Annotated in this window: 23 protein-coding genes and 2 tRNA genes; 24 read left to right on the top strand and 1 reads right to left on the bottom strand. The window is 42.6% G+C overall.

Translation table 11 applies throughout. The features are described 5' to 3' along the window. Nucleotides 1-16 precede the first annotated feature (16 nt). The 7 genes from fabZ (at nt 17) to H8S07_RS08265 (ending at nt 6,976) form a co-directional block, all read left to right on the top strand. A complete protein-coding gene (fabZ, locus tag H8S07_RS08295; protein WP_021859717.1) occupies nt 17-445 on the top strand; it encodes a 3-hydroxyacyl-ACP dehydratase FabZ in 429 nt (142 codons plus the stop codon). 10 nt (nt 446-455) lie between these two features. Then, on the top strand, nt 456-1,805 hold the full coding sequence (locus H8S07_RS08290; RefSeq protein ID WP_117537851.1) for an acetyl-CoA carboxylase biotin carboxylase subunit: 1,350 nt from the start codon (nt 456-458) through the stop codon (nt 1,803-1,805). A 39-nt stretch (nt 1,806-1,844) separates the two neighbouring features. Further along, on the top strand, nt 1,845-3,662 hold the full coding sequence (locus H8S07_RS08285; RefSeq protein WP_186855836.1) for an acetyl-CoA carboxylase carboxyltransferase subunit alpha: 1,818 nt from the start codon (nt 1,845-1,847) through the stop codon (nt 3,660-3,662). A 35-nt stretch (nt 3,663-3,697) separates the two neighbouring features. Beyond that, complete coding sequence (locus H8S07_RS08280; RefSeq protein ID WP_186855835.1) at nt 3,698-4,816, top strand: NAD(P)H-dependent flavin oxidoreductase; 1,119 nt, start codon at nt 3,698-3,700, stop codon at nt 4,814-4,816. 107 nt (nt 4,817-4,923) lie between these two features. Beyond that, nucleotides 4,924-5,382: a MarR family winged helix-turn-helix transcriptional regulator gene (locus H8S07_RS08275; RefSeq protein WP_021859721.1), complete on the top strand. Its 459-nt coding sequence runs from the start codon at nt 4,924-4,926 to the stop codon at nt 5,380-5,382. 85 nt (nt 5,383-5,467) lie between these two features. Continuing rightward, on the top strand, nt 5,468-6,187 hold the full coding sequence (locus tag H8S07_RS08270) for an HAD family hydrolase (RefSeq protein WP_243176002.1): 720 nt from the start codon (nt 5,468-5,470) through the stop codon (nt 6,185-6,187). A gap of 54 nt (nt 6,188-6,241) precedes the next feature. Continuing rightward, entirely contained in the window at nt 6,242-6,976 is a 735-nt protein-coding gene (locus tag H8S07_RS08265; RefSeq protein ID WP_330411856.1) for an NAD-dependent protein deacylase, read from the top strand. A gap of 101 nt (nt 6,977-7,077) precedes the next feature. Here H8S07_RS08265 and H8S07_RS14640 read toward each other — a convergent pair whose 3' ends face one another. Then, nucleotides 7,078-7,203, bottom strand: a complete 126-nt coding sequence (locus H8S07_RS14640) for a hypothetical protein (RefSeq protein ID WP_021859725.1) — start codon at nt 7,201-7,203, stop codon at nt 7,078-7,080. A gap of 130 nt (nt 7,204-7,333) precedes the next feature. Here H8S07_RS14640 and H8S07_RS08260 point away from each other — a divergent pair, with 130 nt between their 5' ends. The 17 genes from H8S07_RS08260 (at nt 7,334) to H8S07_RS08180 (ending at nt 19,531) form a co-directional block, all read left to right on the top strand. Then, the gene (locus H8S07_RS08260) at nt 7,334-7,804 is read left to right on the top strand and encodes a winged helix-turn-helix domain-containing protein (RefSeq protein WP_186855834.1); all 471 of its coding nucleotides are present in this window, start codon (nt 7,334-7,336) and stop codon (nt 7,802-7,804) included. Continuing rightward, nucleotides 7,791-8,834, top strand: coding sequence for a molybdopterin-binding protein (locus H8S07_RS08255; protein ID WP_186855833.1), 1,044 nt, complete (start codon nt 7,791-7,793; stop codon nt 8,832-8,834). Before H8S07_RS08260 ends, H8S07_RS08255 begins: the two co-directional genes overlap by 14 nt. Continuing rightward, the gene (locus H8S07_RS08250; protein ID WP_243176001.1) at nt 8,834-9,949 is read left to right on the top strand and encodes an XdhC family protein; all 1,116 of its coding nucleotides are present in this window, start codon (nt 8,834-8,836) and stop codon (nt 9,947-9,949) included. Before H8S07_RS08255 ends, H8S07_RS08250 begins: the two co-directional genes overlap by 1 nt. Nucleotides 9,950-10,078: 129 nt before the next feature. Beyond that, entirely contained in the window at nt 10,079-11,044 is a 966-nt protein-coding gene (gene moaA / locus H8S07_RS08245; protein ID WP_117537857.1) for a GTP 3',8-cyclase MoaA, read from the top strand. Nucleotides 11,045-11,048: 4 nt separating this feature from the next. Beyond that, nucleotides 11,049-11,984 carry an MOSC domain-containing protein gene (locus H8S07_RS08240; protein ID WP_118288426.1) on the top strand — a complete coding sequence of 312 codons (936 nt, stop codon included), beginning with the start codon at nt 11,049-11,051 and terminating at the stop codon, nt 11,982-11,984. Between the two features lie 126 nt (nt 11,985-12,110). After that, nucleotides 12,111-12,974: a molybdate ABC transporter substrate-binding protein gene (gene modA / locus H8S07_RS08235; RefSeq protein ID WP_186855832.1), complete on the top strand. Its 864-nt coding sequence runs from the start codon at nt 12,111-12,113 to the stop codon at nt 12,972-12,974. Nucleotides 12,975-13,078: 104 nt separating this feature from the next. Next, entirely contained in the window at nt 13,079-13,774 is a 696-nt protein-coding gene (modB, locus tag H8S07_RS08230) for a molybdate ABC transporter permease subunit (RefSeq protein ID WP_021859732.1), read from the top strand. Between the two features lie 87 nt (nt 13,775-13,861). Further along, nucleotides 13,862-14,362, top strand: a complete 501-nt coding sequence (locus H8S07_RS08225; RefSeq protein WP_118288428.1) for a YcxB family protein — start codon at nt 13,862-13,864, stop codon at nt 14,360-14,362. A 17-nt stretch (nt 14,363-14,379) separates the two neighbouring features. Continuing rightward, on the top strand, nt 14,380-14,805 hold the full coding sequence (tsaE, locus tag H8S07_RS08220) for a tRNA (adenosine(37)-N6)-threonylcarbamoyltransferase complex ATPase subunit type 1 TsaE (protein WP_021859734.1): 426 nt from the start codon (nt 14,380-14,382) through the stop codon (nt 14,803-14,805). Then, nucleotides 14,793-15,536 (top strand): tRNA (adenosine(37)-N6)-threonylcarbamoyltransferase complex dimerization subunit type 1 TsaB, encoded by a 744-nt coding sequence (gene tsaB, locus H8S07_RS08215; RefSeq protein WP_117537863.1) that lies wholly within the window; start codon nt 14,793-14,795, stop codon nt 15,534-15,536. The genes tsaE and tsaB overlap by 13 nt, the downstream gene beginning before the upstream one ends. 24 nt (nt 15,537-15,560) lie before the next feature. Further along, a complete protein-coding gene (gene rimI, locus H8S07_RS08210; protein ID WP_186855831.1) occupies nt 15,561-16,034 on the top strand; it encodes a ribosomal protein S18-alanine N-acetyltransferase in 474 nt (157 codons plus the stop codon). A 96-nt stretch (nt 16,035-16,130) separates the two neighbouring features. Next, nucleotides 16,131-16,370 carry a hypothetical protein gene (locus tag H8S07_RS08205; protein WP_021859737.1) on the top strand — a complete coding sequence of 80 codons (240 nt, stop codon included), beginning with the start codon at nt 16,131-16,133 and terminating at the stop codon, nt 16,368-16,370. 33 nt (nt 16,371-16,403) lie between these two features. After that, nucleotides 16,404-17,312: a ribonuclease Z gene (locus tag H8S07_RS08200; RefSeq protein ID WP_118288430.1), complete on the top strand. Its 909-nt coding sequence runs from the start codon at nt 16,404-16,406 to the stop codon at nt 17,310-17,312. Between the two features lie 37 nt (nt 17,313-17,349). After that, nucleotides 17,350-18,378 carry a tRNA (adenosine(37)-N6)-threonylcarbamoyltransferase complex transferase subunit TsaD gene (gene tsaD, locus H8S07_RS08195; protein ID WP_117537867.1) on the top strand — a complete coding sequence of 343 codons (1,029 nt, stop codon included), beginning with the start codon at nt 17,350-17,352 and terminating at the stop codon, nt 18,376-18,378. Further along, nucleotides 18,378-19,121: a 2-C-methyl-D-erythritol 4-phosphate cytidylyltransferase gene (gene ispD, locus H8S07_RS08190; protein ID WP_118288431.1), complete on the top strand. Its 744-nt coding sequence runs from the start codon at nt 18,378-18,380 to the stop codon at nt 19,119-19,121. Before tsaD ends, ispD begins: the two co-directional genes overlap by 1 nt. Nucleotides 19,122-19,281: 160 nt before the next feature. Next, a tRNA-Ser gene (locus H8S07_RS08185) sits at nt 19,282-19,367 on the top strand. A gap of 75 nt (nt 19,368-19,442) precedes the next feature. After that, a tRNA-Ser gene (locus tag H8S07_RS08180) sits at nt 19,443-19,531 on the top strand. Nucleotides 19,532-19,925 lie beyond the last annotated feature (394 nt).

Genomic DNA, 19,925 nt, shown 5'->3' with positions numbered 1-19,925 from the left:
CTCACAGGAGGAACAGATGAAACATTTAGATATAGCAGAAATTCAGGAAATTATTCCACACAGACATCCATTTTTACTTCTGGATTACATTGAAGATTATGAGCCGGGCGAATATGCCATTGGATATAAATGTGTAACTTACAGGGAAGATTTTTTCGCCGGACATTTCCCGGGACAGCCGGTCATGCCGGGAGTATTGCAGATTGAAGCTCTGGCACAGGCAGGTGCGGTTGCGATTTTGAGTGTACCGGAAAATAAAGGAAAGATTGCATTTTTCGGCGGAATAAATAAATGTAAATTCCGCGGAAAGGTACTGCCGGGTGACAAATTAAAATTAGAGACACGGATCATTAAAAAGAAAGGTCCGGTAGGTGTCGGAGAGGCAGTTGCAAGTGTAGACGGTAAAGTTGTTGCAAGTGCAGAACTGACATTTATGATTGGATAGGTGAGCATGTATGATTAAGAAAATTCTGATCGCAAACCGCGGGGAGATCGCAGTTCGCATCATTCGTGCGTGCCGGGAAATGGGAATTGAAACGGTTGCGGTGTATTCAGAAGCAGATAAAGAAGCATTACATACAAAACTTGCAGATGAAGCAGTCTGCATCGGTCCGGCTCCGTCGAAAGACAGTTATCTGAGCATGGACCGCATTATTAGCGCAACTATTATAACCGGTGCAGATGCCATTCATCCGGGATTTGGTTTTTTATCCGAGAATAGTAAATTTGCAAAATTATGTGAAGACTGTGGCATTACATTTATCGGTCCGGATTCCGATGTAATCTCGAGACTGGGAAATAAGCAGGAAGCAAGAAATACAATGACAGCGGCTGGTGTACCGGTGATTCCGGGAAGTACAGAAGCAATTTATGATGTAGAGACAGGCGCAAAAACAGCTGCCGAAATCGGTTATCCGGTCATTGTCAAGGCAGCACTTGGCGGTGGCGGAAAAGGAATGCGTGTTGCAGATACGCCGGAAGAGTTTGAAAATGCATTTCAGACAGCGCAGAAAGAAACAGAGATGGCATTTGGGGATAACACAATGTATATCGAACATTTTGTGGAAAATCCTAGACACATTGAATTTCAGATCCTTGCAGACAAATATGGAAATGTCATTCATCTGGGAGAACGAGATTGCTCTATTCAGAGAAATCATCAGAAAATGATCGAGGAATCGCCGTCGATTGCACTTAACAGCAAATTGCGGGAAAAGATGGGATATGCGGCAGTTACGGCGGCAAAAGCAGCCGGATATGAGAATGCCGGAACGATTGAATTTCTGCTGGAGAAAAACGGGAATTTTTATTTTATGGAAATGAATACCCGTATCCAGGTGGAACATCCGGTGACTGAATGGGTTACAGGGATTGACCTGGTCAAGGAGCAGATTCGGATCGCATCAGGGGAAAAACTTTCTTATAAACAGGAAGATGTTCACTTAAGCGGCCATGCAATTGAATGCCGGATCAATGCAGAAAATCCGGAAAAAGGCTTCCGTCCGTCTCCGGGTACAATTACGGATATGTATCTTCCGGGAGGCAAAGGAATCCGCATCGATTCAGCAATTTACAGCGGATATACGATTCCACCATATTATGATTCCATGGTTGCCAAGCTGGTTGTATGGGCAAAAAACAGAAAAGAAGCCATTCGGAAAATGCAGAGTGCACTGGGGGAAATTATTATCGAAGGAATTGATACAAATGTAGATTACCAGTATGAGATTCTGCATCATCCGGATTATTTAAAAGGCAATATTGACATTGGGTTTATTGAAAATATGCAGGTGAAAGCACAGTAACACAAAGCATAAGGATAGAGATAATAAAGGTGACATTTTATGAAACTGGACAATATGTTTAAAAAGACCAGGCAGATTTCTGGAAGAAAAAATTATATTCATCTGGGTGGCAGAAAACCGGAAGTGCCGGAAGGATTATTGCGCAAATGCAACAAATGCGGCGGTGCAATCATAGCGGAAGATGTAAAAAGAGAGTATTTTATCTGCCCGAAATGCGGAGGGTATTTCCGTGTGCATGCATACCGCAGGATAGAAATGATCGCAGATGAAAATTCCTTTGAAGAGTGGGATATGGATCTTCAGACAGAGAATCCGCTTGATTATAAAGGCTATGAAGAAAAAATTGAAAAACTGCAGGAAAAGACAGGACTTAGGGAAGCCGTTGTAACAGGAAAAGCAACGATTCTTGGAGAACCCGCCGTACTGGCAGTCTGCGATGGCAGATTTATGATGGCAAGTATGGGAGAAATTGTCGGAGAAAAAATTACAAGAGCAGTAGAACGCGCCACAAGGCAGGAATTGCCGGTTATTATATTTGCATGTTCCGGAGGCGCCAGAATGCAGGAAGGAATCGTGTCCCTTATGCAAATGGCGAAGACATCTGCAGCATTGAAGCGTCACAGCGATGCGGGACTTTTATACATCAGTGTCTTGACAGATCCAACAACCGGTGGTGTAACTGCAAGTTTTGCAATGCTGGGAGATATTATACTGGCAGAACCAAAGGCACTGATCGGCTTTGCAGGGCCGCGTGTGATTGAGCAGACAATCGGACAGAAACTGCCAAAAGGTTTTCAACGTTCGGAATTTCTGCTGGAGCATGGATTTATTGACCAGATCGTAGAACGTCCAAAGATGCGGGAGACATTAGGCAGAATTCTGGAATTTCACGGGAAAGTGCAGACTGACATAGAAGATACAATAGATAAGACGGCAGGGGAGACAGCAAGTCAGACGGGAGATCAAGCGGTAGAACAGGCAACAGGTAAGATAGTAAGTAAGACGACGGTTCATACAGCGGATGAGATAAAGAGTAAGGACTCAGAAGATATCGTAGATAAGGCACAGACTCAGAAGATAAATGCATGGGACCGCGTCCTTCTGTCCCGTAGGAAAAACCGTCCGGTTGGCAGTGACTACATACGGATGCTGTTCCAGGACTTCACAGAATTTCACGGAGACCGTCTCTATGGAGATGATCCGGCGATCATTGGCGGGATCGCATATTTTAAAGAGCGACCGGTGACTGTGATCGCACAGGAAAAAGGAACAAACACCAAAGAAAATATTATGCGCAATTTTGCTATGCCATCCCCGGAAGGCTACAGGAAAGCATTGCGTCTTATGAAACAGGCAGAAAAATTCCACCGTCCGGTAATCTGTTTTGTAGATACACCGGGAGCATTTTGTGGACTGGAAGCAGAAGAACGTGGACAGGGAGAAGCAATTGCGAGAAATTTATATGAACTTTCCGGTTTAAAAACGCCGGTACTCTCAATTGTGATCGGTGAAGGTGGAAGTGGCGGAGCACTTGCGCTGGCTGTCGCAGATGAAGTGTGGATGCTGGAAAATTCCATTTATTCGATTCTTTCACCGGAAGGATTTGCAAGCATTTTGTGGAAAGACAGCACGAAAGCAAAAGAAGCGGCAAAAGTGATGAAGCTGACAGCAGATGATCTGAAGAAAATGGGCGTGATTGAATGTGTGCTGGAAGAGCCGGAACAATATACGGTACAGACGATGAAACCGGTTGCAGATCAGCTCCGGGAAAAAGTAGAGGCGTTTATAGAAAATTATGAGCAAATGCCGGAGCAAAAACTGACAGAACACAGATATCAGCGTTTCCGTAAGATGTAAGGAAACACAGATATTTGCACATTAAGGAGCAAAATATGGACTATAAACCATTAAAAACAGGAAATTTGACAGCAAAAGTTCCAGTGATACAAGGTGGAATGGGAATCGGGATCAGCCTTGGAAATCTTGCCGGAACTGTTGCAAAAGTGGGCGGCATAGGGATTATCTCTGCCGCCCAGATTGGTTTTAAAGAAGCGGATTTTGATCAGAATCCGGAAAAAGCCAATTTAAGAACGATTCAGAAAGAATACGAGAAAGCGAGAAAGATTGCGCCGGACGGCGTGATTGGTTTTAATATCATGGTAGCAATGCGCCACTATGAAAAATATGTAGAAGCGGCGATACAGGCAGGTGCAGATCTTATTATTTCCGGGGCAGGACTTCCGATGGATCTGCCGAAAATAGCAGGAGCAAGTCAGGTGAAACTTGCGCCGATCGTTTCGTCAGAAAAATCCGTACGTGTGATTTTCAGATATTGGGAGAAAAAATATAAACGGCAGCCGGATCTGGTAGTGATAGAAGGACCGCTCGCAGGCGGACACCTCGGATTTTCTGTGGAAGAATTGGAAATGTATGAAGAAGAATGTGGAAATCTGTGCCATGGTTCTGTAAATAGCGGATCTGAAAATCGCGGAAAAAAGAAATATGAAGATGAAGTCAGAAAGATTCTGGAAACAGTGAAGATTTACGAAGAAAAATGCGATCATGAAATTCCGGTTGTACTCGCCGGCGGTATAGATGATGCGTCAAAAGTGAAAGAAGCATTTGCACTTGGAGTGGACGGCGTACAGGTTGCAACAAGGTTTGTGACAACGAAAGAATGTGATGCGGATATTCGTTATAAACAGGCGTATCTGGATGCAAAGAAAGAAGATATTGTAATTGTGAAAAGCCCGGTGGGCATGCCGGGGCGGGCAATATTAAATACATTTCAGAAAAAGGTGCGTGCCGGTGAGAAAATCCCACACAGTCCATGTCACGGATGTCTGCACAAATGCAATCCAGCAGAAATTCCGTATTGTATTACAGATGCGTTGATCCATGCTGCTAAAGGAGAAGTGGAAGATGCCCTTTTATTTTGTGGTGCAAATGCATATAAGGCAACGAAAATAGAAACGGTTGAAGAGGTGATACAAGATTTGTTTAAGGCTTGATTCTGCCTGGAGTGATGGATATAATAAAAGTATGAGAAGTTGCCTGAATGAAGGCAGCCAAGGAATGGCACGGGAGGAAGGTGCCAGGGAATGAAGAGGGATAAAACATGGAAGATGCTTACAAGGTGATCAATGACACGTTAGTTTCGCTGATCAATGAGATATGGCGTTTAGAGGAAAAAGCCATCATTACCGAAGAATTTAAAGATATTTCGAACAACGATATGCATGTTATTGAGGCAATCGGACTTGGAGAAGGTGGCAATATGTCTTCGATAGCCAGAAAGCTGAATGTAACGGTCGGAACATTAACGACAGCAATGAACAGCCTTGTGAACAAAAAGTACGTGACCAGACAGCGCAGCGAAAAAGACAGAAGAGTTGTATTTGTGAAATTGACAGAGCGTGGAGAACGTGCTTACCATCACCATGCAGATTATCACAGACAGATGACAGAGGCAATTTTGGACAAATTGGATGAAAAAGAATTGCCGGTACTCATCAAGACATTGGATGCATTGTCAGAATTTTTTAACGGATACAGCGAAGAGCCGGAGAATAAATAATCTCACGACATGAATTGCTTTGCGCCAGGAGTAATTTCACAGTGTGAAATGCTTTCAGGCAGAAGTAATGAACGAGAGCGTATATATGAGAATAAAACATTCACGAGAACAGGCAGGAAGAAAGAGGCAGAATACAGGCATGATAAAAGGCGTAATTTTTGACATGGATGGCACCATGTTTGATACGGAGCGATTATCCAGCTATTGTTGGAAGAGGACAGGAGAGAATCTTGGAATCAATGTAACAGACGAATTGATGAATGACTGCAGAGGGAAGAACCCTGCAGTCATTCGTAGATTATATATGGAAGCATTTGGAGAGACATTCAACTATGACGCTGCAAGAGCTGCCAAGCATGTAATTTTTAATGAGATTATAGCCGGAGATGGGGTACCGGTCAAAAAGGGATTAGAGGAATTGCTTGGTTATCTTGAAAAACAGGAAATTAAAAAAGCAGTGGCAACATCCACAGAAAAGAAACGTGCAAGCAAACTTTTGCAGGATGCGGGCGTGTATGATAAAATGGACGCATTTATCTATGGTGATGAGATTAAAGAAAGCAAACCGGATCCGGAGATTTTCCGTGTAGCGGCAGAGAAAATCGGATGTAAGCCAGAAGAATGTCTTGTATTAGAAGACAGTGAAGCAGGACTTCGCGCAGGAATCGCACTTGGCGGTGCAATTATTTATATTCCGGATATTGCAATTGTGCCGGAACAAGTGACAGCGAAAGTGACAGAGACACTTGCAGATCTGGGGAAAGTGATTGGGTGGCTGGAAGCACATAGATGTAATGCAAAATGATATCGGTAGTATATGGATACCTTGTGAAAAAGATAAATCAGGAGGTGCATGATTATGCAGGAACAATGGAAAGAACAGATTACACAGTTGCAGAAAATGATTGATGATTCAGACCGTATTGTATTTTTCGGAGGCGCCGGCGTTTCGACGGAAAGTAACATTCCGGATTTTCGGAGTGCAGATGGATTGTATCATCAGAATTATAAGTATACACCGGAGCAGATTGTAAGCCACAGTTTTTTTATGCATAACCCGGAAGGATTCTATGAATTTTACAAAGAAAAGATGATGTATCTGAACGCGAAACCGAATGCAGCACATAAGAAAATCGCAGAACTGGAAGCGGCAGGAAAGCTGACTGCTGTGATCACACAGAATATTGACGGACTTCATCAGGCAGCAGGAAGTAAGAATGTACTGGAACTGCACGGAAGTATACACCGTAATTACTGTATGGAATGTGGCAGATTTTATGATGCAGCATATGTGAAAAATGCGGAGGGGATTCCGCATTGCGAGTGTGGCGGAATGATCAAACCGGATGTGGTCCTTTATGAAGAAGGACTGGATCCGGAAGTAATCCAGAAAAGCATCCGTGCGATCAGTGAAGCTGATATGCTCATTATCGGTGGCACATCTCTGGTTGTATATCCGGCAGCCGGATTTATCGATTATTTCCATGGTAAACACCTGGTTGTGATCAATAAAAGCGAGACAGCGAGATCTGTCGGAGCAGATCTTACCATTGCAGCTCCGATCGGGGAGATTATGGATGCGGTTGTTGTGTAAACTCATTATATATAAATGAATATAGGTAAATAAAAGTAAAGAAAAAAAGACGGTGGTTTGCAGAATAGTACGAAATGCAACCGATCGTCTTTTTTATTTTATTAAAAGTAGTTGTGATACTCAATCTTTTCATAGATAAATATAGAATTACAATGTACTGTATTAAGATAATCCAGGCTGACATCAAATAAATCAACGACATAGATAATCTTTCTGGAAGTTAACATCTTAACCCTTGCCTCATTTTATTTCATATGCTAAAATACAACCGTTATATTTTGAAAAACATAACGAAACTTATAATAAATATATTCATAAAACGATTTTATTAAATGGATTTTTCGGAGAAACACTACTATGAAAGACACAAACACGATAAACAACTGCATCCATCCAAAGATCCGTCTGCGTTTTGACACACAGGAAAAGTTCTTCGGACCGGGCGTGTGTGAACTTCTGGAATTGATTGATGAGACCGGTTCTGTGCAAAAAGCGTGTACACGGATGGAACTTTCTTATTCCAAGGGGAGCAAGATGTTAAAAAAACTGGATCAGGTGATTGGTATATCTATAGTAGAACGCTGGACAGGTGGCGCAGGCGGCGGAGGCGCAAGGCTGACAGAAGCCGGTAAAAAGCTGGTCAAAACTTATCGTAAGATGGAAACAGAAGTGCAAAAAGCCGCTGAAGATGCCTTTTATAAGTATTACGGTGAAGATTTTCGGAATGCGATCACAATAAACAGCTCAATCACAGAAGAAAGCGTTATTAGTCTGGAAAAAGTAATCATAGACATACAGACAGGAGGAACTACAGATGAAGCTGATTAAAACGGAAGATGCAGTCGGACATGTATTGTGCCACGATATCACACAGATTATCAAAGGCGTGACGAAGGACGCAGTATTCCGCAAAGGTCATATTGTGACAGAAGAAGATATCCCGGTTCTGTTATCTGTTGGAAAAGAGAATCTCTACGTCTGGGAAAAGGAAGAAGGCATGCTGCATGAAAATGATGCGGCAGAGATCTTACGCCAGATCTGCCAGGGAGAACATATGCATCCATCAGATGTCAAAGAAGGGAAAATTGAACTGATTGCGGATATAGATGGTGTATTGAAGATTGAACGGGAGAAATTACGGAAAGTCAATAGTCTTGGCGAGATAATGATCGCCAGCAGACACGGCGATTTTCCAGTAAAAAAAGGCGATAAATTAGCCGGAACAAGAGTAATCCCATTGGTGATTAGTGAAGAAAAAATGCAGCAGGCAAAAGATGTGACAGCAGGAGGAGCGATTTTCAACATCCTTCCTTATAAAAAGAAGAAAGCAGGTATTGTTACAACTGGAAGTGAAGTCTATTATCACAGGATCAAGGATACATTTACGCCGGTGATCGAAGAAAAACTGGCTGAATACGATATAGAGATTGGTGGACACGAGATTTGCAATGATGATCCGCAGATGATTGAAAATGCAATTCGTAGCTTATTAGCAGATGGATGTGACATGATTGTCTGTACCGGTGGAATGAGCGTAGATCCGGATGACCGGACTCCGTATGCAATCCGGCAGGTGACAGGCGAGATTGTGAGTTACGGCGCACCGGTTCTCCCGGGAGCCATGTTCCTGCTTGCATATTATAGAGAAGAAGGAAAAGAAGTAATTCCAGTCTTAGGACTTCCGGGATGTGTCATGTATTCTAAACGAACGATTTTCGATCTTGTACTTCCGAGATTGACTGTCGGTGAAATATTAACAGCAGAAGATTTGAATACACTTGGAGAAGGTGGTTTATGTCTGAATTGCCCGGAATGCACCTTCCCGAATTGCGGCTTCGGTAAAGGAGGCACCCGGTAATGGTAGATGTAAAAAGCAGAGCGACTGACATGTGGGCATTATTCGAGGCAATCGATCAGTGTGAACCGGATGTGGAAAAACAGGTACTTACAAGCTTGCAAACAGAATATCTGGGTGAGAAGTGTCTTGTGGCAGATAATAAAATTGTATGGGAATCGGATGCACAAGAACGCTATGCCAGATATTTTGGAGAACATCCGGAAGAACTTCATAAGCTGGATATAAGTGGAAAGATACAGCTTTCTGATGAACAAGTATTTTGTGATACATTAGGCAATGAAAAGAAACTTGTCATTTGCGGTGGCGGACATGTTTCCATTCCGGTAATCCGTATGGGGCGGATGATCGGCTGTCATGTGATTGTTTTGGAAGACCGACCGAAATTTGCGGATGCGGCGAGAAAAGCAGGAGCAGATGAAGTATACTGCGAAGCATTTGCGGATGGTCTGCAGAGAATCGACGGAGATGCAGACACTTATTTCGTCATTGTGACAAGAGGACATCGCTATGATGAAGAGTGCCTGGAGCAGATTACAAAGAAAAGACATGCATACATTGGAATGATCGGAAGCCGCAGACGCATTGCGATGGTAAAAGAACACTTACTGGAAAAAGGCTGCGATCAGGCTGTGCTGGATGAGATCTATTCACCGATCGGGTTAAATATCGGGGCAGAGACACCGGAAGAAATCGGTGTTGCGATCATTGCAGAGATCATAGAAGTAAAAAATAAGAAGAAACGCACCTACGGCTATTCCAAAGAAATCCGTAAGGCGATAGAAAATGATACAGATTATGGACAGAAAGTCTTAGCCACAATTATAGATAGAAAAGGTTCTGCGCCACAGGGCGTTGGCGTGAAGATGCTGATCTGCGAAAACGGAACCTGTATTGGCACGATTGGTGGAGGCTGTATGGAAGCCGGAGTTGTGCAGAAAGCAAGACTGCTGATGTCAAAAGCCCGGACATTAACTTCTATACAACCGCAAAGTAGGAAGGGCGAAACAGACACAGCCAGCATTTGTTCTGTAGATTTGCAAAATACAGACGCAGGCGAAGAAGGCATGGTGTGCGGAGGCTCTGTAAAAGTATTGCTAGAACTTCTTGCGGAGTAAGAATGTAAAACAATCATTTATAGACAGCCCTCTCAGTGAACAAAGAGAACAAGAAGGAAGAGAACAAGAAGGAAGAGAACAAGAAGGAAGAGAACAAGAAGGAAGAGAACAAGGAGCGTGATAGAAGAAATGAAGGATTTATGTGGCAGAGAAATCAATTATATGCGTATTTCAATTACCGACCGGTGCAATTTGCGCTGCCAATATTGTATGCCGGACGGAATAGAGCTCTGCCCTATGAAAGACCTTCTGACTTATGAAGAGATTGTAAGTGTCTGTCAGGAAGCAGTTTCACTTGGCATTCATAAATTCAAAATTACCGGTGGTGAACCGCTTGTGCGAAGAGGCTGTGCAGATCTGATCCGGATGATTTATGAGATTCCAGGTACAGAGGAAGTCACACTTACAACAAATGGTGTGCTGCTTGAAAAATATTTACCGGAACTTTGGAATGCCGGTCTTCGGAGTGTCAACATCAGTCTGGACACATTAGATCAGAAAGTTTATACAGAGATTACCGGATTTCCAATGTTGGATCAGGTGCTGCAGTCGCTGAAAGCTGCAATGAAGATGGGAATGCATGTGAAGACCAACACGATTTTACAAAGAGGGCGAAATGAATCTTCATGGAAGGAATTACTGATTCTGGCAAAAGATATTCCTGTCGATGTCCGGTTTCTGGAACTCATGCCAATCGGAGAAGGAAAAGAAGGAGAAACGATTTCCAATACAACGCTGTTTCAGAAAATAAAAGAAATCTATCCGGATATAAAACCGGATGAAAGAAAACACGGAAATGGACCGGCAATCTATTATAAAATTCCTGGGTTTGAAGGAAGTATAGGATTTATCAGTGCAATACATGGTGTGTTCTGTGATTCCTGTAACCGATTGCGCATGACATCTACAGGCGAATTAAAACCATGTCTCTGTTATGATGAAACGATATCTGTGCGTGATGTAGCAAGATGCGGTGATTCGGAAAAAATCAGAGAAAATATAAAGCATGCAATACAAATAAAACCGAAAAAACATTGTTTTTCAGAGATTGAAAAAGTGTCGGAAAAGAAAAAAATGGCACAGATCGGAGGGTAAATCTATGGGAAAAATTGTCGGAATCTGTACCAGTGAAAAAAGAGGTACAGTCAAAAAAGAACAAAAAGAAGTGAATTTAATAGAAGGTTGGGGACTGCAAGAAGATGCCCACGGTGGTAACTGGCACAGGCAGGTCAGCCTTCTTTCTTATGAAAAAATACAGAAATTCAGAGAAAAAGGTGCGGATGTAGCACTGGGAGCATTTGGCGAAAACTTGATTATTGAAGGATATGATTTTCGGGATCTTCCTGTCGGAACCAGATTTCGAATCGGAGATGCGATTCTGGAAATGACGCAGATCGGGAAGAATTGCCACAGCCACTGCGAGATCTATAAACGGATGGGTGACTGCATCATGCCGAGAGAAGGTGTATTTGCTGAAGTAGTAAAAGGCGGACACATAAAAGTCGGAGATGAAGTAGAGAAGTTACCGCTGGATGAAAATCGTCCATTTACTGCAGCAGTCATTACGTTGAGCGATAAAGGCTCACGGGGAGAAAGAGAAGATAAGAGCGGTCCGGAGGCGGTAAGCCTTGCTGAAGAGGCTGGATATATCGTAAAAGAAAGCCTGCTTCTGCCGGATGAAAAAGAAGCATTAAAAAAAGAACTGAAAAGACTTGCCGATCAAAGGCAGATCAATGTTGTATTTACAACCGGCGGCACCGGATTCTCAGAAAGAGATGTAACGCCGGAGGCAACCATCGAGGTCTGCAATCGAATGGCAAATGGAATTGCAGAAGCAATTCGTAATTATTCTATGACGATTACACCGAGGGCAATGTTCAGCAGGGGAGTATCGGGAATCAGGGGGAAAACTCTGATTATTAATTTGCCGGGAAGCCCCAAAGCAGTAAAGGAAGCACTGAGATTTCTGCTGCCACACCTGGAACATGGACTTGAAGTACTCCGTGGGACAAGCCGCGAATGTGCGCGGGTATAGCATAATAAGTTCGGCAAAGCTCGTATTATTTATTACCTATGGGTGTAAACTTTCAAAGATTAGATTATAAATTTATAAGAAGAGATTTTTCTTAATTATCAACATCTAATCAAAAGGAGAAGACAAATGAAAAAAAGAATTTTAGCAGCAGTGCTGGCGGCTGTTATGGTATTTTCTTTAGCAGGCTGTGCGGGAAACAAAAACGAGAGCAAGGATTCAAAAAAGGAATCCGGGAAAAAGACAGAGATCCAGGTATTTATTGCGGCAAGTCTGAATACAGTCATGACAGAACTTGCAAAAGAATATCAGAAAGATCACCCGGATGTAAAAATCACTTATAATGCTGACAGTTCAGGAACACTTCTGACACAGATTGAAGAAGGGTATGAGTGTGATTTATTCTTCTCAGCAGCACAGAAACAGATGGATCAGCTTGAAGAGGACGGACTGGTTGTAGACGGTACAAGAAAAAATGTAGTAAACAATCAGGTCATTGTTGTAACAAGAAAAGGCAGCAAAACAAAAGTAAAAGGTCTGGAAACATTAAAAGACGCTAAAAGTATTGCATTAGCAGGCGGCAGTGTTCCGGTTGGTAAATATACAAGAGCGGCACTGATATCTATTGGTAAGCTGAAAAAAGTGGAAGATCCGGCAACGATTACAACAGAAGAAGTTTCCAAAGCGCTTGGCGGTGTGGAAATCAGTGAACAGGATAATGTCAGTAAAGTCCTTTCCGCAGTAGTAGAAGGATCCTGCGAAGTCGGAACCACTTACTATTCAGATACATATGGATACGAAAAAAATCTGGATATCCTGGAAAAAGTAAGCTATGATCTGACAGGGGATGTTATTTATCCAATCGCAGAAGTGAAAAATGATGAAGCTGACAAAGCACAGAAAGCGGCAGCAGAAGACTTCTTAAAATTTGTAACATCGGATCAGTCAAAGAAAGTATTTGATTCTTATTACTTTGACACAAATGTAAAATAAACATGAAATAGATAGAAAACAGATACAGGCTATGCGGGAAGCATAGTCTGTTTTAGAAATAACGGACATAACAAATGATTATAAAACACAGGAGGAATGAAAAAATGGCAGAAATTATACGAAATCTGGACTGGAGCCCACTTTATATTTCCATGAAAACAGGTATAGCAGCTACGATTTTCTCCTTTTTTCTTGGCATCTATGCGGCGAGAAAAGTGGTAAAGGCAGGACCTAAGATGAAAGCCATTCTGGATGGTTTTCTGACACTGCCGATGGTACTTCCCCCGACAGTAGCAGGATTTTTCCTTTTGTTGATTTTCAGCAGAAGACGACCTTTTGGAATTTTTTTGTTTGAACAGTTCCACATTAAAGTCGTGCAGACATGGCTTGGCTGTATTATAGCAGCAACAGTTATTGCATTTCCTCTTATGTACCGGAATGCAAGAGCGGCGTTTGAACAGATTGATGTTAACCTGATTCATGCCGGACGCACACTTGGAATGAGTGAGATTACTATTTTCTGGAAAGTAGTAGTTCCGGCAGCAGGTCCGGGAATTCTGTCAGGAACAATCCTTACATTTGCCAGGGCTCTGGGCGAATATGGCGCAACATCCATGCTGGCAGGTAACATTCCGGGAAAAACAGGAACGATTTCACAGAGGATTGCCATGGTTATCCAGGATGGAGACTATGCGACGGCAGGTGTCTGGGTTGCAATCGTAATTTTTATTGCATTTCTGATTATTGTGTTGATGAATCTGGTTTCAAACCGAGGAATGCGTCAGGTGAAACGCTGGTAATAATACCTATTTTTCTATAACAGAAGTGGCACGGAAAAAAAAGATGTGTTACAATGAAATATAACGAAAATTTGGAGGTGCGTGTAAATGGCAGTAAAAGTAGAAGTAAAACTGGATGTCCCATCGGTGACAGACTTTACGATACATCATATTTGTTCCGGTAAGATCGGAATATTCCGGAATGTCCTTGGAGTACTGAACGTAGCACTGGCAGTGGCATTTCTTGTAAAACAGCAGATCGCACTGGCAGTTGTATTTGCGTTGTTTGCAGCGTTTGTTCTGGGCGGATTGAAGATGATCATCCGCAACCGTGTAACAAAACAGATGGAACATTCCAATCGTCTGAGTGTGCCGGTGACTTATGAATTTTCAGAGAAAGGAATCCTTACAACAACAGAATCAGACAGTGGAATGGCATCGTGGGATGCATTTAAGCGTGCAGTGACAACGAAGAAAATATTGATCTTATACAGTAATTCCGGGCAGGCAATTATTCTTCCGTTAAACCAGATTGAAGCGGAATACAAAGAAATCGCAGACTTGATTTATGAAAATATGCCGGCACCGGCGGTTCGTGTGCAAAGATAACAGAGAGGACAATATCCATGATAATAGAGACAAACAGTGAGAAAGAAACCTATGCGTTCGGTTTAGAACTTGGTAAGAAAGCACATGCCGGACAGGTATATACGCTGGTCGGTGATCTTGGCGTTGGCAAGACTGTTTTTACAAAAGGTCTGGCAAGAGGTCTGGATATACTGGAGCCGGTAAGCAGTCCGACATTTACAATTGTACAGGTATATGAGGAAGGACGTTTGCCGTTCTATCATTTTGATGTGTACCGGATTGGAGATGTCGAAGAGATGGATGAGATTGGCTATGAAGATTATATATATGGTGACGGGGTGAGCCTGATCGAGTGGGCGAACCTGATCGAAGAGATCTTACCGGAACATTATACAGAGATTAAGATAGAAAAAGATCTGGAAAAAGGATTTGATTATCGGAGGATTAGTATATGCGAATATTAGCACTGGACAGCTCCGGCCTTGTAGCAGGAGTTGCGGTTCTGGAATCAGAAAATGAAAAGAAAGATGCGCAGACGATTGCCGAATATACTGTGAATTATAAGAAGACACATTCTCAGACTCTGCTTCCGATGCTGGATGAGATTGTGAAAATGACAGAATTAGACCTGGATACGATCGATGCAATTGCAATCGCGAGCGGACCTGGCTCATTTACCGGACTTCGTATCGGTTCAGCAACTGCAAAAGGACTGGGACTTGCACTTAAGAAGCCGTTGGTAGAAGTGCCGACACTGGAAGGACTGGCATACAATCTCTGCGGTACAGAAGGACTGATCTGTCCAATCATGGATGCGAGAAGAGGGCAGGTCTATACAGGTATTTATGCATGTGCAGATAATGAACTTAAAGTTATGGAAGAACAGATGGCAGTTCCGATAGAAGAACTGGCAGAAAAATTAAAAAAATATAATCAGAAAGTAACATTTTTGGGAGATGGTGTACCGGCTTTCAGAGAACAGCTGAAAAATGAGCTGCTTGCAGATATGAAGATTCAGTTTGCGCCTGCTCACCTGAACCGACAGCGCGCGGCAGCAGTAGGTGCACTTGGCATGAATTATTATAGAGAAGGCAGAACAGTCACAGCAATGGAACACCGCCCGGATTACCTGCGTGTATCACAGGCAGAACGAGAACGTGCAGAACGCGAGAAAAAGGAAAAATCCGGTCAGTAGATTTTGATTGATGAGGTTTCGCAGATGAAGCAGCAAATAGAAGTCCGGATTTTTGATCCGCAGGATGTATTAGAAGCAACAAATCAGTCAGTATCAGAGATACTGGCAATTGAAAAATGTACATTTCCGGATCCGTGGAGCTCAGGCAGTATAGAAGAGACACTGAAGGCACCGGGATATCGAAATACAGGGGCATGGATAGAAGGAAAACTGGCAGGATATTTATTTTGCTCTTATGTGCTGGATGAGACGGAGATTGTCAAAATCGCAGTTGCACCAAAGTTTCAGAGGCGGGGAATCGCTACAGCACTTATGAATGAATTTACAGAGTGGTGTAAAGCGTCAGGAATCCACAGATGGATGCTGGATGTACGTGCCGGAAATGACTGTGCGGCAGCACTTTATCGGTCTTTTGGGTTTACAGAGGACGGAGTGCGTAAAAATTACTATACAGATCCGGTGGAAGATGCGGTTCTGATGAGCCGGCAGATACCATAATTGTCAGCAGTTTCCACTAGGAATCTGCAAAATGAAAGAATATAATGTAGGCGTAACAAAGAGAAAAAATGTGACCGACACATGCAGGAGGAACGTATGCGCCATTACAGAACACAAAAAATAGAGATAAAAAAATTAGATGAGATTATTTGCAACTGTTGCGGAAAGAAAATTTCGGTAATAAACGAAGTCCCACAGGAAGATATCGTGGAAGTGGAGAAGCACTGGGGGTATTTTTCGAAGAAAGACGGACAGAAAGACGCGTTTGATCTTTGTGAGGACTGCTATGACAGGATCGTATCTGGATTTTCAATACCTGTAACGTGCGACAGTTAAGAAAAAGAGAAGAAACAGAGGTAAAGTAAAAATATGTTAGATGTATGTTTGTTAGGAACAGGAGGGATGATGCCGTTGCCGTACCGGTGGCTTACGTCACTAATGGTGAGATATAATGGCAGCAGCCTGCTGATCGACTGCGGAGAAGGAACGCAAATTGCAATTAAAGAAAAAGGCTGGAGTTTCAAACCGATTGATGTGATCTGTTTTACACATTATCATGGAGATCATATCAGTGGATTACCGGGACTTCTCCTTACAATGGGAAATGCAGATCGGACGGAGCCATTGACATTGGTTGGCCCAAAAGGGCTGGAACGGGTTGTCAATGCACTGCGTGTGATCGCGCCGGAGCTTCCGTTTTCTATCAAATATATAGAAATCAAAGATCAGGAGCAGACACTTGAGATGAATGGATACCGACTGAAGGCATTCCGTGTAAATCACAATGTAACATGCTATGGCTATACGATGGAAATAGATCGTGCCGGCAAATTCGATGTGGAACGCGCCAATGCAAATGCAATTCCAAAGCAGTTCTGGGGAATTCTGCAAAAAGGTGAGACTGTAGAAGATGGAGAGCATGTATATACTCCGGATATGGTATTAGGACCGGCAAGAAAAGGTCTGAAACTGACATATTGTACCGATACAAGACCGGTAGATGCTATCCGCAAGAATGCCATGCATTCGGATCTGTTTATCTGCGAAGGTATGTATGGTGAAAAAGATAAGCAGAAAAAAGCAAAAGAATATAAGCATATGACATTTTATGAGGCGGCAAAGCTGGCAAAAGATGCAGAAGTAGCAGAAATGTGGCTGACGCATTACAGCCCATCACTCAGTAAGCCGGAAGAATATATGGATGAAGTGAGAGAGATTTTCCCGAATGCGATTGCAGCAAAAGACAGGCGTTCGGTGGAACTTGTATTTTCGGATTAGAATGTGAATAACAAACAGAGAAAAGAAAGGTAAAACAATGAGTGAAGAAAAAGATATATTAATACTGGCAATTGAAAGTTCCTGTGATGAGACAGCAGCAGCGGTTGTGAAAAATGGCAGGGAAGTGCTGTCCAATGTGATTTCTTCGCAGATTGCACTTCATACCTTATATGGAGGTGTTGTTCCGGAAATCGCATCCAGAAAACATATTGAGAAGATTAATCAGGTAATAGAAGAAGCATTAAAAGAAGCTGAAGTAACACTGGAAGATATAGATGCAATCGGAGTAACCTACGGTCCCGGATTGGTTGGGGCGCTTCTTGTCGGTGTTGCCGAAGCGAAGGCAATCGCATATGCTGCGAAGAAACCACTGGTCGGAGTGCATCATATTGAAGGACATATTGCAGCAAATTTTATTGAACACAAAGATCTGGAACCGCCGTTTTTCTCCCTTGTTGTGTCCGGAGGACATACCCATCTGGTACGCGTAAAAGATTACGGCAAATTTGACATTATCGGACGTACAAGAGACGATGCGGCAGGAGAGGCTTTTGACAAAGTAGCCAGAGCAATCGGGCTCGGTTATCCGGGAGGACCAAAGATTGACAAGGTATCAAAAGAAGGAAATCCAGAGGCAATTGCATTTCCACGTGCACATGTAGAAGATTCACCATATGATTTCAGCTTCAGTGGAGTGAAGTCTGCTGTGTTGAATTATATTAATGGCTGTCAGATGAAGGGAATCGAATACAATCAGGCGGATATTGCAGCATCTTTCCAGAAAGCTGTTACAGATGTACTTGTCGCAAATGCCATGCATGCGGTAGGAGAATATCATGTGGATAAATTTGCAATTGCAGGAGGCGTGGCATCAAACAGTGCACTGCGTGCTGCAATGAAGAAAGCATGTGAAGAAAAAGGTGTACAGTTCTACTATCCGTCGCCAATCTACTGTACGGATAATGCAGCAATGATCGGCGTGGCTGCATATTATGAATATATAAATGGAACAAGGCACGGTTGGGATCTGAATGCAGTCCCGAACTTGAAGTTAGGTGAAAGATAATGGGAATCAGACAGAAGAAACACTGTACGGCAATCGTTCTGTCGGCAGGACGTGGAAAACGTATGCATGCTTCTGTAGAGAAGCAGTATATAGAACTTTATAAAAGACCGGTCATCTATTATACACTGGAGATTTTTCAGTCATCATCTATTATAGATGATATTGTTCTTGTAGTAGGAAAGGGACAGGAAGAAGAAGTTTACGAAAAAATTGTACGAAAATATCATTTTTCAAAAGTAAAGGCGGTTGTAGAAGGCGGCGCAGAGCGTTATGCATCCGTCTGGAATGGTCTGCAGGCAATTGCAGATGGAAGAATTGGCGAAGAGAGCAAGACCGGCTATGTATTTATTCATGATGGAGCAAGACCGTTTGTGACAGAAAATATCTTAAGAAGAGGGTATGATACAGTGTGCAAATGTCGTGCTTGTGTAGCTGGTATGCCAAGCAAAGATACCATTAAAATCGTAGATGATAAGACATATTCGACAGCAACACCGGAACGTAAATATGTCTGGGCAGTCCAGACACCACAGATATTTGAAACAGAATTGATTACAGATGCATATTCCAAACTTATGGAGAAACGCGCTGTACAGGTGACGGATGATGCAATGGTTTTGGAACAGATGCTTAAGATGCCGGTAAAGTTATTTGAAGGTTCCTATGAAAATATAAAAATAACGACACCGGAAGATCTGGACATTGCAAAAATGTTTCTGCTGGAACGTCGCAGACAGGGATGAGATCTGAATTAAAGAGGCTTTGCAGGCGGTGTTTAACTACGGGAAAGTACAGGGATACAAAAAAATAAAAAAATATGAAAAAAGATATTGACGAAGCGGCATGAAGTGTGCTAGAATACAACATGTCGCTGATACAGAAGCGATAAACAAGTGAATATATGGAGAGGTATCGAAGTGGTCATAACGAGGCGGTCTTGAAAACCGTTTGTCCGAGAGGGCGCGTGGGTTCGAATCCCACCCTCTCCGCTTTAAAACTACTAGTCTGTGCGACGGTAGTTTTTTATATGTCTTGTGATATGTAAAGCTGTAGATCAGTATTTTGGAGAAATACCCAAGAGGCTGAAGGGGCTCCCCTGGAAAGGGAGTAGGTCGTTAATAGCGGCGCGAGGGTTCAAATCCCTCTTTCTCCGTTTGCTCGAAGTTCTAATGCGGAAGCGATTGAGAATGAGAGCGGATGCATCTGTTAAAAGGATGTGAAAAAGATTTGAAAAAAACGAAAAAAGTTCTTGACAAAATGTACTAAGAAATGCTATTATGAACAAGCTGATTCGTACATGAGTAGCAAGAAAAGATAAGAACCTTGATAATTAAACAATAGACAACAACCCTGAAAATTCTTAAGAGAATATTCAGAACAGACAAAGAACAAAATGAAGTTCGACTCTGTCGAACGACTTTCACACTGAATTCGTGAAAGACCTCATTAAGTGTTCGATGTCAACCTTAAAACAGTAAAAGGGATAAGAAAGCTAGTAGTTTTCTTGAACTGGAACGAACTTGATTTTAAATCCGAGTCAAATCGGA

This window comes from Dorea hominis, from assembly GCF_014287705.1.
Taxonomy (GTDB): domain Bacteria; phylum Bacillota; class Clostridia; order Lachnospirales; family Lachnospiraceae; genus Dorea_D; species Dorea_D hominis.
The sequence above is the reverse complement of the archived record's forward strand: the minus strand, read 5'-3'. Positions and strand labels throughout refer to the sequence as shown.